This is a genomic window from Arthrobacter sp. NPDC097144 (assembly GCF_044762205.1).
Lineage (GTDB): Bacteria > Actinomycetota > Actinomycetes > Actinomycetales > Micrococcaceae > Arthrobacter_B.
Genome location: NZ_JBIWDW010000008.1, coordinates 1 through 15,483 on the forward strand (window position 1 = coordinate 1; position 15,483 = coordinate 15,483).

General features: G+C 64.2%; 11 protein-coding genes and 1 tRNA gene. 3 read left to right on the plus strand and 9 right to left on the minus strand.

Going from position 1 to position 15,483, the window contains the following annotated elements; genetic code table 11:
• Positions 1 to 374: 374 nt before the first annotated feature.
• Entirely contained in the window at positions 375 to 1,019 is a 645-nt protein-coding gene (locus ACIQXM_RS16225; protein WP_400933322.1) for a TMEM175 family protein, read from the plus strand.
• A gap of 65 nt (positions 1,020 to 1,084) precedes the next feature.
• Positions 1,085 to 1,172: transfer RNA gene (locus ACIQXM_RS16230), tRNA-Ser, on the plus strand.
• A 162-nt stretch (positions 1,173 to 1,334) separates the two neighbouring features.
• Here the strand turns inward: ACIQXM_RS16230 and ACIQXM_RS16235 are convergent.
• Both ACIQXM_RS16235 and ACIQXM_RS16240 read right to left on the minus strand, forming a co-directional pair.
• A complete protein-coding gene (locus ACIQXM_RS16235; protein WP_400933324.1) occupies positions 1,335 to 2,027 on the minus strand; it encodes a DsbA family protein in 693 nt (230 codons plus the stop codon).
• 142 nt (positions 2,028 to 2,169) lie between these two features.
• A complete protein-coding gene (locus ACIQXM_RS16240; protein WP_400933326.1) occupies positions 2,170 to 3,204 on the minus strand; it encodes a YeiH family protein in 1,035 nt (344 codons plus the stop codon).
• A gap of 70 nt (positions 3,205 to 3,274) precedes the next feature.
• Here ACIQXM_RS16240 and ACIQXM_RS16245 point away from each other — a divergent pair, with 70 nt between their 5' ends.
• The gene (locus ACIQXM_RS16245; RefSeq protein ID WP_400933328.1) at positions 3,275 to 4,168 is read left to right on the plus strand and encodes a LysR family transcriptional regulator; all 894 of its coding nucleotides are present in this window, start codon (positions 3,275 to 3,277) and stop codon (positions 4,166 to 4,168) included.
• On the opposite strand, the gene ACIQXM_RS16250 is transcribed toward ACIQXM_RS16245, so the two are convergent.
• The 7 genes from ACIQXM_RS16250 to ACIQXM_RS16280 all read right to left on the minus strand — a co-directional run bounded on the left by ACIQXM_RS16250 (position 4,165) and on the right by ACIQXM_RS16280 (position 15,449).
• Complete coding sequence (locus tag ACIQXM_RS16250; protein ID WP_400933330.1) at positions 4,165 to 5,064, minus strand: oxygenase MpaB family protein; 900 nt, start codon at positions 5,062 to 5,064, stop codon at positions 4,165 to 4,167. The genes ACIQXM_RS16245 and ACIQXM_RS16250 overlap by 4 nt on opposite strands.
• A 37-nt stretch (positions 5,065 to 5,101) precedes the next feature.
• A complete protein-coding gene (locus ACIQXM_RS16255) occupies positions 5,102 to 8,413 on the minus strand; it encodes an ATP-binding protein (RefSeq protein WP_400933331.1) in 3,312 nt (1,103 codons plus the stop codon).
• Complete coding sequence (locus ACIQXM_RS16260) at positions 8,410 to 9,216, minus strand: DUF4194 domain-containing protein (RefSeq protein ID WP_400933333.1); 807 nt, start codon at positions 9,214 to 9,216, stop codon at positions 8,410 to 8,412. Before ACIQXM_RS16260 ends, ACIQXM_RS16255 begins: the two co-directional genes overlap by 4 nt.
• Positions 9,213 to 10,658 carry a DUF3375 domain-containing protein gene (locus tag ACIQXM_RS16265; RefSeq protein ID WP_400933335.1) on the minus strand — a complete coding sequence of 482 codons (1,446 nt, stop codon included), beginning with the start codon at positions 10,656 to 10,658 and terminating at the stop codon, positions 9,213 to 9,215. Before ACIQXM_RS16265 ends, ACIQXM_RS16260 begins: the two co-directional genes overlap by 4 nt.
• 515 nt (positions 10,659 to 11,173) lie before the next feature.
• Positions 11,174 to 12,970: an SAVED domain-containing protein gene (locus ACIQXM_RS16270; RefSeq protein ID WP_400933337.1), complete on the minus strand. Its 1,797-nt coding sequence runs from the start codon at positions 12,968 to 12,970 to the stop codon at positions 11,174 to 11,176.
• Positions 12,967 to 14,442: a ThiF family adenylyltransferase gene (locus ACIQXM_RS16275; RefSeq protein WP_400933339.1), complete on the minus strand. Its 1,476-nt coding sequence runs from the start codon at positions 14,440 to 14,442 to the stop codon at positions 12,967 to 12,969. The genes ACIQXM_RS16270 and ACIQXM_RS16275 overlap by 4 nt, the downstream gene beginning before the upstream one ends.
• Positions 14,439 to 15,449 (minus strand): nucleotidyltransferase, encoded by a 1,011-nt coding sequence (locus tag ACIQXM_RS16280; RefSeq protein WP_400933341.1) that lies wholly within the window; start codon positions 15,447 to 15,449, stop codon positions 14,439 to 14,441. Before ACIQXM_RS16280 ends, ACIQXM_RS16275 begins: the two co-directional genes overlap by 4 nt.
• Positions 15,450 to 15,483: the final 34 nt, after the last annotated feature.

Genomic DNA, 15,483 nt, shown 5'->3' on the forward strand with positions numbered 1-15,483 from the left:
CGGGAGGGTGTGGGAGAGTAGGTCACCGCCGGACATACTTTATGTTCAGAGGTTCAGGCCCGTACCAGTGATGGTACGGGCCTGAACTGTTTAACACGCCAATTCCAGACGTCAACGGGTCGCCGGCTGCCGGTGAGCCGCACTGAAATCAGCAGGTTCTGTGTCATTGAGCACTTCGTTGTACAGGTAAAGGGCTTCCGAAGCTGGAATGGCCCCCTGATCCGTACAACGGATGGGCGGCTGACCCGGGTCCCCGGAGGAGCGGCTCCTCCCGAGTCAGGCAGGAACCGTTTCTGCCGTCCGGCCGCAGTCAGGGCCCTCTTGGGGTGACGGCAGCCGGGGACGCCGCCCAAGATGGTCCTGTGCCCCGGAATATGAATCACGCCTATACCCGCCGGGTTTCTTCCGGCGAAGATGTTGAGCGCACCACGTTCTTCAGTGATGCCGTCTTCGCCATTGCCATGACCCTGGTGGCCGTAGACATCAAGATCCCCGAGGTTCCGGACGGAGATCTGGGCCGTGCCGTCGCCGAACAGTGGCCGGAGTTTGCTGCCTACCTGCTGTCCTTCACTGTCGCGGGGGCCTACTGGCTCAGTCATCACCGCCTCTTTCGGCTGCTCACGGGGTTCACCGCCGGCCTCCAGCGGATCAACCTGGTGCTGCTCTTCTTCATCGGGATGCTCAGCTATGCCACCGACATGCTGGCATTCCATAACGACGACGTCGTCGGCGTCGTTGTTTATGCCACTACCCTGGGGCTCATCGGTGCGGCCAACACGTGGCTTTGGCTTTATGCCGGACACCGGAACATGTTTAAGGAAGACGTTGATCCGCGCCTGGTGACCTTCGCCAGGGTTCGTGCTCCGTTGACGCCGGTGATCTTTTTCATTTCCATACCCATTGCCTTACTGAATCCGGTCGCAGGAATCCTCACCTGGCTGGCGATTCCGCTGGGAAATCTGGTACTTCGGCTATGGGGGCGAACACTGCCCGATCCGGCCGCGGAGACCCTGAAATGACTCGATTCGTTGGATTGGGCCTGCGTCGGGTAGTCTTATATCTGCTTCTTACGGAGCAAAAGCCTGGAGGATTCGCCTAGCGGCCTATGGCGCACGCCTGGAACGCGTGTTGGGTTAACGCCCTCGGGGGTTCAAATCCCCCATCCTCCGCCACTCAAGCTCCATCTGCCGGATTTATCCGGCAGATGGAGCTTGTTTCGTTTAACGGCATCGGATCGGTTCGGCGGGGAAGCCGGCGTCGCTGCTGTTTTCCTGCGCGATATGCGAGGGCATCATCCCGTCCAGGATCAACTGGTCCAGTCCGGGTCGGCCGGATCAGTTGTTCGCCAGAGCTTGGTCCAGAGGTTCCGAGATCTCGCTGTAGGCGCCCGTCTGAAGCTGGATCTCCCGGTCATTGAGGATCAGCGTAGGCGTGTGCCGGATCTGCAGCTCCTGTGCATCCTGCAGGTCCCGCGCCACGCGGTCCTTGACGGCCTCCGAATCATAGTCGGCCCGGAACCGGTCCATGTCCAGGTTCAGCTCCTCGGCGTAGGAGGCAAAGATGCCGTCCACCTCCGAAGCGCTCTTCCAGTCCTGCTGGTGTTCGAAGACCTTGGCCGCCATCTCTTCCAGGGCACCCTGTTCGGCCGCTGCTTCCACGGCGCGGGCCGCCGGCTCGGCGTTTCGATGGTTGGGCAGTGGATAGTTCCGCACCACAATGCGGACCGAGTCTCCGTAGTCCTCCTTGGCCTGCTGGATCAGCGTGTCCATCATGGCGCAGTAGGGGCACTGGTAGTCGGTGAAGAGGATCAGGGTGGCCTGCGGGTCTGCCGGGTTGCTGATGACCCGTGCTTCGGCGGGAGCCAGCTGGTTTAGCTGCTCGGCAGAGAAGGTCATTTGTGCCGGTGCGCTGGCCGGTGCTTCTGCCGGGGCGGTTGTCTCGGACCCCGGATCGGGTGCGCCGCAGGAGGCGACGCTGCCGAGGGCGAGTACTGAGGCGAGAATCAGGGAAGGGGCAGTCCTGCGCATAGTTCCTTTCCGTTGGGGGAACGGCTGTGCGGCATGCAGCCGGTTGCTGTCCTGAAGTTGCCTTATTTAATGATTCCAAAGGCGGCCGGAGGACCGGAAGATATATTTCCCAGCCAAGAGTGTGATTTCGATTTGCAGTCCATCAGGGCTGGACAAGCAGGATGCCTGCCAGCGCAATTCCAGCCACGAGGACGGTCGAAGCTGCGGCGAGGATGAACGGCCGGGCCCCGATCCGCATCAAGCTGCGGATTTTGACGCCGCAGCCCAGCCCAAACATTGCTGCGGACAGCAGCGCGGTTTGGACGAAGCTTCCCGCCTGGATCACGGCGCCGGGCAAATCGAGAACTGACCGGAGCACCACCATGGCCAGGAAACCAATAATGAACAGCGGAATGATGGGTGGCCGCTTCTGTCCCGCCTCAACCCGGCCGGACCGGCGCTGGCGGACGCTCAGGACGGCGGCAACGGGGGCGAGCATCAGGACGCGGGCCAGTTTGACGACCACGGCGGCAGTCAGCGCTCCGCCGCCGATGACTCCGCCGGCGGCAACCACCTGGGCAATTTCATGGATGGAGCCCCCGGCCCACATGCCGCTGATTTCAGGGCTCAGGCCCAGCATGCCGGCGACTAAGGGCAGGCCAAAAATCATGAGAGTACCGAAAATGACTACCAGTGCCACGGCGGTGACCACGTCCTCCTCCTCGGAGTCAGTGACCCCTTCGACGCCGGCTACCGCGGCGGCCCCGCAAATGGAAAAGCCGCACGCAATGAGCAGCACCTGGGCGGGGCTCATTTTCAGCAGGCGGCCCATCAGAAGAGTGCCGAAAATGCCGCCGACCACAATGCAGACAATGACAATCAGCATGGGCACACCCAATGCGGCAATATCAGAGAGCACCAGTTGCAGGCCCAGGAACACGATCCCCAGGCGCAGGAGCTTCTTAGCGGCGAGCGTGATTCCCGGCGCCGTGGACTGCGGCAGGCGCACCGTGTTGGTCAGTGCAATACCCAGGCCCATGGCGACGATTAACGGGCTCGCTGCGGGGAGTGCGGAGTTGACTGCCAGGGCAACGGCTACTGCCAGGGCGCAGAGCAGCAGGCCCGGGACGAAGCGGCCCACGGCAGAGGTACGGGTCGGCGGGGTGCTGGTGCGGCGGTGCTGGATCTCTGTGAACATATTTTGATCGTGTCACCGGCTCCAAAGCCCCGGTAGTCCGGGATTCGGCATGGGCCTATATGCTTCTGATATGGGTGAAAGGTGGCCGAACCTTCAGGTGCTGGAACTGTTCGTGGCTGTGGTGGACGAGGGCAGCGTCGGTGCAGGAGCCCGCAAAGTGGGCATGGCGCAGTCCAATGCCAGCCGGGCCATTGCCGAGTTGGAAGCGGGGCTGCACACCGCACTGCTCGAACGCAGTCCCCGCGGCTCAGCCCCGACGTCGCGCGGGCTCCTGCTGGCGGACCAGGCGCGGGAGCTGCTGGACACTGCCCGGCATTTCAACGAGCTGGTGCGCTCCGACCGGGGCGAACCCATGGAGCTGCGGGTCGGCGCCAGCAACACGATCGCGGACACGCTGCTGCCCGTGTGGCTGGCGGAACTGAACCGGCGGTTGCCGCAGGCGCGCGTGGAGGTGCAGGTGCAGAATTCGGCGCAGGTGATTGACGATGTGCTGAGCGGCGCCCTGCAGCTGGGGTTCGTGGAGACGCCCAACGTTCCGGTCCGGCTGAATGCCCTGGTGGTCCGGGAAGACGAACTGGTGGTGGTGGCCGCACCCACGCATGACTGGGCCGAGCGGACAGCACGGATCTCGCTGCAGGAGCTGGCCGCCACTGCGCTGGTGGTGCGGGAAACCGGATCGGGCACCCGGGAGGCGCTGCAGGAACTGCTGTCCGGGTACGACGTCGCGCCGCCGGCACAGGTACTGGGCAGCAACGCAGCGGTCCGCGTGGCCGTCATGGCCGGCGCCGGCCCGGCTGCGCTGAGCGAACTGGCTGTGCGGAACCAGCTGGCCGACGGGCAGCTGCTGCAGGTTCCGTTCGAAGGACAGGGGATCAGCCGTCCGCTGACCGCCGTTTGGGCCGGTCCCCGCCGGCTTACCGGGGTGGCCGCGGAACTGGTGGCTGTGGCAGCGGCCAAGCCCTAGCCGCCCAGCCGGGCAATGCGCTCGCGGGCGGACCGCTCGCTGGGCGCCATCGGCCCGAGCCCCAGCCGGATCACGCCGAGCACCGCCTTGACCGGCAGCCGCATCGGAATCCGGAACGGGCCCAGCCGGGGTTCCTTCACTCCCAGCATTTCCCGGTGCCGGGGCTCCAGGGACGCGACGGCGCCGGCGAACAGCACCCGGTAACCGATTAGCTGGGAGCGCGGCAGGGGCGGCCGGCGCAGGAACTTCATGGCCTCCCGGACGTAGGCACTGTTCCGCAGCTCGCCGTCGTACGCGGCCATTTGCGCCCGCAGCTCCGCCTCGGACCGCGGAGGGTTGTCGATGCGCATGAGCTCACCGGCCACTGCCCACTCGGACACGTAGGCGTCCGGACCGCCCGGAATCGGTGCGCCGTAGCGCTCGTGGGAGGACAGAAAGGCATCAGCGAAGGCCAGATGCACCCAGCGGGCAATCTCCGGATCATTCGCCGAATAAGGCCGCTCCACGCCGGCGGCGTCCTCATAAGTGCCGTGGACGCGTTCGTGCAGGCGCAGGACCCAGTCGGAACCGGACTTCGCAGCGTGCGTGTCCCCGTAGGTGACAGTGAAGATCCAGCGGATGGTCCCGGCCAGCCGGCCCAGCGGATCCTCCTTGTAATCGGAGAAGTCATGGACGCCGGCCATCGCCCCGGGATGCAGGGCCTGCAGCATCAGCGCCCGGATGCCGGCGATGATCGGCGTCATGGATCCGTGCACCGCCCAGACGGCGGAATCGGGACCAAAGTGCCCAACGTCGTCGCCCTTCGCCAGGTCCAGTTCCCACTGCGGAATCTCGGCGGCGTTGTTGCTGAAGGTGCCGATCAGCTGCCGGCGCCAGGTGGAGAGGAGATTGGCCATCGTCCCAGTATGGCCCCGGCAGCTGGGAGCCGCGGGCCTACCGCAGCAGGATGTCCACCGACCGGGAGTTGCCCAGCCCGCGCTCCAGCACGCCGGACCGGTTGGTGACATCGTCGCGCAGGATTTCGGTGACCGAGCCCAGGAACCGGGAAAGGTCCACCTTGTCCTCCGGAGCGGCGAGCAGCAGCTGGAAGCCGAACTCGTGCAGCGCATTTATGGACGCCTCGGCGAAGGACAGCGAGGACTTCACGAACGCCTCATCCATCATCACCGTGCCGTAGGTGCTGAAGCCCTGGGACACAATCCCCAACTGGTAGGCCAGCGCGGAGGCCATGATGAACGCGGTGAAGCGCTGGCCCTCACCGCCGGACATCAGCGACGCCTGCAGGTTGGTGTAGGTGTGCCCGTTGGCGAGGCGGTGGTTGCAGGTGATGGTCACGTGTGAGCGGACATCCAGCACCTCGGCCCGCCAGCGCTTCTCCTCCGGGTCCTTCAACCGGTCCACGAGCGTCTCCAGTGCGGCATACCGGGCGTCCATGTCCGCCTTGTCCTGCCGCCGTCCCATCATCGGCAGCGCGTTCTTCAGCTCGGTGCGGAACTTGTATGCGGCGTCGGGAATGGTGGTGGCCACCTCAATCTCCAGGTGGCTGCCAGCGTGGTACTCCACCCGGCGGAGCACCGAGTTCAGCGGCAGCAGGCGGGAGGAGATGCTGCGGCGTTCCTCGTCCAGCAGCTGCAGCAGGTCGCTGAAGCGTTCATAGGTGCGGTTGTTGAAGTACTCGCTGAACTCGGCCTCGCGCTGCGGCAGGCCCTCGGTGATGATTCCCTCAAACCGGTCCTCGTAGGCGCCGGCGGATTCCACGGAGGTGCCGAAGTCCGAGCCCCATTTGTCGGAGTACGTCTCGAAGGTCCGCTCCAGCTTGGCGCGGGTCTCCAGCAGGGTTTTCTCCAGCCGGGCCTGTTCGGTGATCAGCGACCGTTCCACCTCACCGGCAGCTTCCTTCAGCGCGGCGGCATCGGTGAGGTCCCCGAACGGGGCAAACAGATTCGCCAGCGCGGTGCGCAGCCCCTCGGAGAGGTTCTCCGGCGCCTTGGCGGAGAGCGCGGTGCGGCGCTCGACGGCGGCGGCCAGGTCCGCGTTCAGGCGGGCGGTGTTCTGCTTCAGGCCGCCCACCCGCTCGGTTGCGGCGGTCAGGTCAAGCTCGGCGGTGTCCAGCTCGAAGCGGATCTGCTCCAGGTCCGCGTTGGCGTCCCGGGCCGATTCCAGCCGGTTGGTGGCCTGCTCGACGGCGGTGCGGGCGGCTTCGGCGGACAGCTCCTCCCAGGTGCGCTCGTCGTCGAGCACGCGGCGGACCGCGGCCAGCCGGCGGACAATGTCGTCCTGTTCGGCAGCGTGCTGCCGGGACAGGTTGTCCGCTTGCTCAAAGACGGCGCGCAGGGCCAGCAACTCGTTGCCGAGGGCCGCGACGGTGTCCTTGTTGTCGAAGCCCAGCACGTTGTCCGAGGCCTTGGTGTGCCGGTCGTCCTTTTCGGTGGTGCTGCGGTTGCGCTTGACTGCCCCGCCGAGGCTGACGCCCTTGGCGACACCGGCCAGGCCCGCAGGGTCCTCAACGCAGACAAAGTCGTAGTGAGCGGTGATTTTCCGGCGCACCCAGTCACCCATGGCTGAATCATGGGTGACGAGCTTGGTGATCAGGTCATCCGGGCCGGGCTCGGCGGGCCCGTCCAGCGGCACGGAGACGTCGATGCAGCGCACGTAACCCTGCATGTCGTTTTCGCTCAGGAAGCGGGTGACCGCGGCCATGTGCTCGCCGGGGACCAGCAGGGCGGTGGCCAGGGAGCGCAGGGTGCGTTCGGCGGCCGGACGCCAGGAGGCGTGCTCTGCGGGCAGGTCAATCAGTTCCGCGGCGAAGGGCATGTCCGCTTCGTCAATGCCGGTGGCGGCGCAGATCCGGGTGCGCTGGTCCAGGGATTCCTGCCGGATGCTGGACTTGCGGCGGCGGAAGGAGCCGATCTCGTTTTCCAGCTTGGCGATCTGCCCCTTCAGGGACCACGCCTCACCGTGGGCGTTGCTGCTGCGTTCCTTGGCGGCGTCCAGCTCCGCACCGAGGGACTTTCTCAGGTCTGCGGCACGGCTGCGGGCGGTAACGAGCCCGGCGGGGGAGAAGTCGACGTCGATCCCGGCGGCGGCCAGTTCCTCACGGAACGCGTTTTCCACGGTTTCACGGGAGCGCAGCTGCGCGGCAGCCGCGGCGAGTTCGCGTTCCAGGGTGGCGATGGCTCCACCGCCCTCTTCGGCGTAGCGGGCACTGAGCGCATCGCGCTGGTCCTTGAGCGTGGCCCGGCGGGCTTCCGCAGCGGACAGTTCGGCGCGGGCCGCGGCGGCTTCCTGCTCCAGCTTCTCGGCGGTGCGCGAGGCGCCTTCCAGGGCCAGACGCTGCCGGTAGGCGGGCAGGCCCTCGGCGGTCAGCGCACGGTTGTGCGCCAGGGCGTCGGCAGCCTGCCGGTAACGGGTGTTCAGCTCCGGCACGGACTGAAGGTGGTCGCGCTGCTGGCGGGCGCGTTCAAGCTGGCGGCGGATGCTGCGCAGGTGGCTGAAGTCCTCCACCGCTTCTTCGGCGGCGGCCAGCGTGCGCGGGGTGTCCAGCACGTTGGTGCGGAAGAAGTCATTCACGGTCCCGCCCAGGCCCTTGCCGGTCTGCAGGATGCGCAGCAGGTTGAACGCCTTCTCATCCTCCACACCCAGGGCCTGCCGGTAGCGCTCGGCAAACGTCTTGTGCGAGTCGAACACGGCGGCGCCGGGCAGCAGGGCTTCCAGGCTGCCCTTGGTGAAGCGGCCGCGCATGCCGGTCTGCAGAGCGGTGAGGTCCAGCGGGCGGTTGTGCACCAGGTAGAAGCGCCCGAGGTTGTGTTCGGTGCCGGTGGCGGGCAGGTCCATGACCACGGAGAGGGACGTGATCTTTCCCAGCCCGTTGTCGAAGGTCAGGCAGACCGCGGACCAGGTGGCGCCGGGGCGCTGGTAGGCGGTGCCCGCGCCGTCGTCCGCTCCCTGCGTGCCAAGCCGGCCGCGCATGTAGGAGAAGGCGGTGCGCTTTTCCTCGGCGTTGGAACCGTTGTTGTTCTGCGCGGCCTCGTTCATCCGGGGCCGGGCGTCCATGACCAGCAGCATGGCGTCAAAGACGGTGGACTTGCCCACGCCGGAATCTCCGGTGAGCAGGGTGCCGGCGCGGTCCACATAAATGGTGTGCGCTCCGTCGAAGGTTCCCCAGTTCACGATCTGCACGGAGGAGAGCCGGTTCTGGCCGGGGTTGATCAGGTCTCCCATGGGGAGGGTGGTTTCGATGCTCATGCCGGCTCCTCGCCGTCGTTCGTGGCGGGTTCAGTGTCGGCGGGTTCAGTGTCGGTGCCGTCAAGATCCAGGGTGGCCCCGCCGTCGTCCGCTGCGTCATCCCCGGTGTCCCCCGAAAGGGTGTTCATAAAGGTGACGATGTCACCGATCTGGCTATACGGCAGGGCCAGCGGCAGGGCGGGGGAGATGACCCAGACGTTGTCCAGCTCGGTGGGGATCAGCAGGCGGCGGTCCTGGACGAGCTTGCGGATGGCGGCGTCAGCGGTGTCCTCCACGGACTTCGCGTCGCGCTGGCCCGGGTCCACGTAGGCCTCCAGCACCTCGAGGATGTCCTCCCGGGCGATGGTGGCCTCGTTCCCGGTGCCGGTGTGCCGGTCCAGGATCAGCCGCAGGCGCAGCAGCAGCAGGGTTTCCTCGCGGGTCATTTCGCGCTGGCGCTGCAGGGCGGAGGTGTGCGGCTCGGCCATTTCCACCGGGCGCAGCAGGGCCACCTTGCGGTCCTCGTCAATGACCAGGGACAGGAACAGCTCGCTCAGCCGCACGCGCAGCTGCTCCTGGTTGTCCACCACGGTCTCGTACACGTTGTCGCTCGACGTGGCATCCAGGTAGGGACCGCGCAGCAGCCGGATCAGGGCCTGGCGCAGCTTCAGCGGCAGGGTCCCGGTGTCGCCGGGGAACAGTTCCGGGCCGTCGACGAGGAGGTCGCGCGGGGCATCTGCGCCCTGTTCTTTTGCCTGCTCGTCTTTCAGCTCCGGGTTTTCCGGGGTGGTCTCGTCCGGGGCGGCGTGGATGGTCTCGCTCATTTTTCGGGGGCTTTCGCGACGGCGACGGCGGGCAGCAGCGCAGTGCGCTCGCTGCCGTCGATCTGGGTAAAGGTAACGGATTCAAGGGTTTCGCCGGCGGCGCCGCCGCCGGCGAGGAGGGCGCGGATGCTGTTCAAATGCCGGTGTTCGGGCGGCAGCAGCTTGAACACCTGGGCCACCGTGGCTCCGGGGCGTTTCGCTGTCGCCCGGGAGACGGCGTCGGCCAGTACCCGCCGGTCCGCGCGCGGGGTGCGGGCCGAGCGGTGGATGTCCGCCTCGGTGAACTGCGGCGGTTCGGGCAGGCTGCGCGGGGCGGCGTGGTCCTCCGGGTTGTAGACCCGGACCATGCTCAGCGATTCGAAGCCCGACCCGTACAGCTGCGGCGCCGGCACGACGGCGGCGCGGCGGCGTCCGCGCGGGGCCTTGTGGATGGCGGACTCGGCGGCGCGGATGAGCTGGCGCAGCTGGACCGATTCGCGGTACTCGTCGCTCTGCACATAGGTGTGCATGGATTCGGAGAGCCGGCCGTAGATGCGGTGGATTTCGGTGGCCTGGTCCCGCATGTCGGAAATCAGCCGGTACAGGCTCTGCCGGTCCTCGGGAGTGAGGTTGTCCGCAAAGTCCCGTTCCAGCACCTCCGCGATCGCGGCGCGGAAGCGGGCCTGCTGGTCGGCGTCGTTCAAGAATGCCGTGAAGCCCTCATAGGTGCGGCCTTCGGCGGTGCTGCGCAGCTTTTTGTCCGCTTCGAGGATTTCGCCCATGGTCAGGCCCTTGGCGGCGTTGGATTCCACCATTTCCTGGCGCAGGTTGTGCAGCATCTTTTCCAGGCCGTCGCGCATGCGTTTGAAGTCGGCCGGCAGGGCGGCGGCCAGGTCCAGGATGTCGCGGGCGGCTTCGACGGCGGTGTCCTCCGGCAGCGGCGGGGGAGCCTCTCCGGTTTCCAGGGCGTGGATCATTTCTTCGCGCCGGGCGACCTCTTCCTTAAGGACGGCGATACGGGCGGCCGGATCCGGGTTGGATTCCTGCGCGAGGTTCTCCACCCGGTCCAGCAGGGTGGCCAGGCGGGAGGAGTTCAGCGAGGTTTTGTCGCTGCTGAAGCCGTCCAGGTAGGAGAGGAAGCGGGCGGAGGATTCGGTGAGTTCGTAGACGAACTTCCCGTCCGCGCGGGGCCGGGCCAGGAACCGGCGGGCCACCCAGTCATCGGCGTAGTTGCGGCCTGTCCAGTCCTCACGCAGCTGCACGCCGTCCATGCGCAGACGGTTCAGGAAGGAGTCCGTCGTGGCGTGGAAGTCGTCGAGTGGAACCCGGGGCCGGGTGCGGGTGAAGGCCTCGCGGAAGAGCGCCGGGACCCAGGCGTTGGCGTTGGTCAGTTTCCAGCCGGGGGAGGCCTGGAGCCGCTGCAGTTCGGCCCAGCGGGCAACGGCGTTCTCGATGAAGGACATTCTGCGCTTTCCGCCCGTGCGGTGGGGGTAAAACGGGCCTCCTCGATTTTAGCCGGGTGGAGGAGTGGGGTGGGGCAGGGCGTGCGGGGCATGGGACGGGAGGGTAGGCGTCGGGAACGGGAGAAGCGGGTAAGTGTTGCAGAGGGGGCTATGAGAAGCCCCCTCTGCAAAGCTCCGTTCCAGCACCTCGCGATTGCACGTGGCAAGCTAGCCTGCTCACAGGATGGCAGCTCCGGTCCGGGCTCGAATCCCATCACGGTCCGCGATGACCTCAGGGCCTTCCCGAACCTGTCACGACCACGGCTCCACCCCGCTTGGTAGTCTCAGCTCTTTTTCACGTCCTCGAGGTACTCTCCATATGCATCCAAATCGAGTGCAGGTGCACTGCCAGCTGCGGACCCTGCCGGAGCCGGGGGAAGTAGTGATATGAAACTCCACAACCCTGGTTCACCGGCCATCAGACCGATGAAGATTGATTACACCTCACTTTCGTTCCTCCCCGGCCACACCGCGTTTTAGGTTATTGGCGCCTCATCGATTTCAAGCAGTATTTCGGCTATTGGACCGCCAGCGCTGCCCGTGTCAATGACAAGGGCTGGTGTGTATCGCGAGGCACCGCCCTCGTCTTCCCATTCGTAGGCTACGGTTCGGAGCGTGTTCAAATGGCGTCCTATCAACACGGCCATTGTGTACGGTCCGTGGAAAGCAAGATGGACCTCAGCGCGTCCATATTCGGCAGCGAGTCGTTTGATCTGCTGGGCGATTACTGAGCTGAGGCGGCCGGCCTCACGCGGATCAAGCTGGGCTGTGGACGTGGTAACCATTGCCGCTTTGACAAATTTGTGACGTGATGAGCTTATAAGTGTCTCGAAGGCCGTGCTATCTGCCGCCGGTGTGAGACCTACGAAGATCGCGATCTTACTCTGGGTACCGGTACCGGACACCTGTTGGGCTGGGAGGAGGAATTCATCCACACGGACGACGTTATCGAGCGGATCCTCTTCACACGCCGCCGACCCCCATGCTCCATTGCGCGTGTCTATAACTTCAACCAATCCGAATTTGGTCTCAGGGAGTGCTGATCCAAGTGCTAGTGCGATCGACAGGTGGGCTCCGCCAAGGATCTGTACACGCGGTGCCCGAGACGCGTAAATGGCGTCGCTGATGAGAGGGAGTGTTCGTTGAAGGAGATGGAGACCTTCGGCTGATGGGAGGCGTCCGTTTTCTGCGGCGTTGACCCTAATGTGTAGGTCCTCGTCGTCCGCGTCGATTGCGAATGCCGTCGGCCGGCTCTGCACGCGAAGAGTAAATGCTCGATTTGTTCTTCGGAGCGTGGGCTTGCGTTGTTCTATCCGGTGCATGAGCAGGTCGCGCGCAATCTCCAACTCGCCCATGGTATCGAGCATGTTGGTCTGTTTCTTATCTGCAAGCGTGCGCTTAGGCGAAAGGCGGAGGAGTCGATCGGGTGCATCATAGTCACATTTGGAGAAGCTACCGCGTCTAGGGATCGTATTCGCAATACTGAGGCTGAAGTCAGCGTTTTCGTCGAGTTGGAGCAGGCGGGGGAGTTCTCGCTCTCGGACGATTTCGCTGTAGACGATGTCGGGAGTAGCGACGAGCACCGCTGCCGAGAGGCCTTGGGTCAGGGCTTGCTCGAGTCGATCTGTCGTTGTACCAGCACGCAGATCGCGATAGTCACGCCAGACCACGAGGCCGGTGGCTCGCAGCAAGTGTTCTATCCGTGATGCCTGCTCGGTACCGTCTGTTTGACGGTACGAGACGAAAATGGGGCCGTCACCCCGTACAGCAGTTGACGGCAAGGGGCGAAGTGGCTGGAGCCTGGGAGCTGGGGATATGACTGGGACAGTTCTGCTGGTGGTGCGACCAAACCGTTGACGATGTGCGGTGACTCCATGAAACGGTGTTGTGAGCGACGCGGAGCAGACGACTAAGGCGATGGGGGCGTCGCTGGTCTTGGCAATTGTGCGAAGCACGTTGACATCTATTGGGCTTGGTCCTGCTGGGGCCGGGTGACTATGCCATTCGCCGACATATCCTGTGGGATCGTCGGTAGCTCGGTCCGCGAGGAAGTCCTCGAGTAGTTTGTTGGCTTTGGCGTCATTGCGGACGTACTGGGTTGTTGATTCGCGGTCGCTGTCGATGGTCAGTGCATTGGTCACAACGATGGCACTGGATTCGTGGTATCCGAGCAGGATGCCACCGGTTTCCCGCGGTAGGCTCTTCGCCGTTGCGGCAGCGATGACTTCATGTGCTTCATGCTGCAGCTCGATACGGACAGGTCGTCGGTTCATTGGTGATGCCTTTCAGGATCAGCAGTGAAGTCACGTGATTCTCCTACTGGATTGAGGATGCGCCCTGTGAGTAGCCCGATACCGTGCCGGACTGTGGCGGCTGCAGCTTCAATCACGGCGTGCGGCGGAGTGGGGGAGAGTGGGCTTCCACATCCAGCCTCGAACAACTCCGATACTTGAAGGCCCGGATTCAGGGCCTTCATCAAAGGCGGCGCAGGTGAGGAGTTACCGGCAGGGGGTAGGATGTCGACGCGATAGGCGGTTCCGTCATCATGTAGTGAAGCCGAGAGAATCCGCGTGCCTGAGGACTCCGCCACTACACGGAGAAGGGCCGTGGTAGAAAAGTCGGCGGTTGCGTTCACGACTAGGTCATGAGTACTGATGAGAAGGGCTGCCTCTGTGGCGGACCTGAGGGGTCTTGTTCTCACTTGGATGTTCTCATCCGTGAGTTCATTCCTGCTAACCAGGTGGCGTTTCACAGCTTCGCTCTTCGGTAATCCGATTGCGTCGCGTCCCACGAGATGCCGGACGATGTTCCCAGGCAGGATCACGTCTCCGTCGATCAATGTCATTCGGCCAATTCCAGCGCGCGTCAGCATATCTGCGATGAAGGAACCGAGTGCGCCCAGCCCGATGATAGCCACGCTCCTGTTCCTGATTTCTGCCTTCTGGGCACCGGCACGGGCCGTCCGGGCTGCCGTCGTATCAGCCGCCGAAGTCAGTGTCCTTACAGCAATTTCGCCGCGGACAGTTGGCCCAACATCCAAAGCGATGGCACCATCGTGATTCCCGCGACGATACCTAAGCAGCACAACAGAGACCTCGTGACGCCGGATTCTGGCATCGAGCTTGATATCGGGCCGAATCCTGGCGCTGATGTCCGCCCACGTCCGAGGTGGTACGTCGATGTCACCTGCGTCGACCACGTACGCTGGGCGGTCTCTCCCAGCTTTCACGAGTTTTCTGGGAATAACGCCCTTGCTTGCCCGCATGATGTTGTTCTTGCCTGGTCGGAACCGAATGAGGCCTTCACCCAACGTCCCAAGGTCGTCATAGAGGTAGATTCTGGTGTCCTCCGTTGACGGGCGAAAATACCGGTCTAGGTCAAGATCAGGGCGATCGTCTGGCCAGCCAGCTGCTGCTTGGGCCAACCATCCTGAGACGTGTTCAAGGAATGCCGGCGCTTCAACCCACCAGAGCCCCTCGTGGTCGTCCTCGGCAATCAGACAGAGGGTGCCGTCCAACTCGCGGTGCCAAGACCATGGCACAGCATCCTCCGCAACCGGGGCAACCTTCGGAGGCCTAAATGGAAAGCGTTCCGGCAGGGAAATCAAGACGGTGGTTGGGTTCCCAGGGGCCCCAGCCATACCTGTCCACCCCTCGTTCGTTTCAGTAAAGCCAGCTCGGATGAGGCCTTCCTCGAAGTGCTGGCGGGCATGGGCTATGGCGTCGGCATACGTCTCGAGGTTCACCCAAATGTCCTCGTTCCGGCGGGGACGAGTCGTGCCCCCGCCGAAATCGTGGTTGCCCGTTTGCTACCGTCTTCGTTGTATCCAGGGGGCATGTTGAACACGGTCTCATCGTCTCCGTTTTTGCCCAGCAGCTTTTGAAAAGCCAAAGCGGACTGACCCTCGTCCTCTTCCTCGAGAGCTGCTCGGGCTGAGACGGCAGCATCGGCAAACCGGAGCCTCGCGGTGTCGAGCTCGTCATCGGTTGCGCGAATACTGATGGTCTCTCCCCAGAGGGTTGGGTCGGTCACGCCGGTACCGTGAAGGACAAAGTCGTTGATAATTTTGGTGACCTCTTCAAGGGCCGACACGTAGTATTCCGCGTGGTCATTTCCTGAAACCAGGCCGGATTTGAAGGCCTGAAAGGCCGCCACCTCGACGAAAAAACCTCCGGGTTTCGCTCCACGGCGAAGCAGGGCACGGCGGGTTTGCCGCAGGAGTTTGACAGTGGGAACGTAGTGGCCGTCATGGGCAGCGTTCATCTCGCTGGAAAGGCTGGTCAAAGCTTCAGGGTTGGTTTGCACCCACTTGTCATCCTCCCCCTTTTGAGGGATTTCCCATGTTGCTCTGTCCCAGTGACGCCGCGCTGGCACAGCATCCACGTCAAGGTCATATTCCGGGAATGCGATTTTCAGGCTCCGGTCTTGCCGCACTACGCGACGGTGGCCACTGGAATCCGTACCGAATTCTGTGTGGAGGACTTTGAAGAACCGGTCGAGGATGTCCTTCGACGTCACGTCGTTCGGAAGGTCGGGCAGCCGGACGAACACATCGACGTCCTTGACACGTTTGATGGACACGCTGCGCTTGTATGAGCCAATGAGAACTGGGTCGACTCCATAATCGGCCAGTTTGGCATCCGCAGCCAAGGCCTCGCGCACGAGTAGGTGAGCCTCTGGAGCGTTTGCCTTATCTGCGCCGGGCTCAATGGAGCTCAGGGCATCTTTGAATTGCTGTTTGAGGTGAGCCACGAGGTGACCCTCCGATCTCGGTAGGAGCGATGGA

Bases quoted from the DNA above. Each gene is read 5' to 3' on its own strand.
- ACIQXM_RS16225 (WP_400933322.1), top strand. From the start codon at position 375: ATGAATCACGCCTATACCCGCCGGGTTTCTTCCGGCGAAGATGTTGAG.
- ACIQXM_RS16235 (WP_400933324.1), bottom strand. From the start codon at position 2,027: ATGCGCAGGACTGCCCCTTCCCTGATTCTCGCCTCAGTACTCGCCCTC.
- ACIQXM_RS16240 (WP_400933326.1), bottom strand. From the start codon at position 3,204: ATGTTCACAGAGATCCAGCACCGCCGCACCAGCACCCCGCCGACCCGT.
- ACIQXM_RS16245 (WP_400933328.1), top strand. From the start codon at position 3,275: ATGGGTGAAAGGTGGCCGAACCTTCAGGTGCTGGAACTGTTCGTGGCT.
- ACIQXM_RS16250 (WP_400933330.1), bottom strand. From the start codon at position 5,064: ATGGCCAATCTCCTCTCCACCTGGCGCCGGCAGCTGATCGGCACCTTC.
- ACIQXM_RS16255 (WP_400933331.1), bottom strand. From the start codon at position 8,413: ATGAGCATCGAAACCACCCTCCCCATGGGAGACCTGATCAACCCCGGC.
- ACIQXM_RS16260 (WP_400933333.1), bottom strand. From the start codon at position 9,216: ATGAGCGAGACCATCCACGCCGCCCCGGACGAGACCACCCCGGAAAAC.
- ACIQXM_RS16265 (WP_400933335.1), bottom strand. From the start codon at position 10,658: ATGTCCTTCATCGAGAACGCCGTTGCCCGCTGGGCCGAACTGCAGCGG.
- ACIQXM_RS16270 (WP_400933337.1), bottom strand. From the start codon at position 12,970: ATGAACCGACGACCTGTCCGTATCGAGCTGCAGCATGAAGCACATGAA.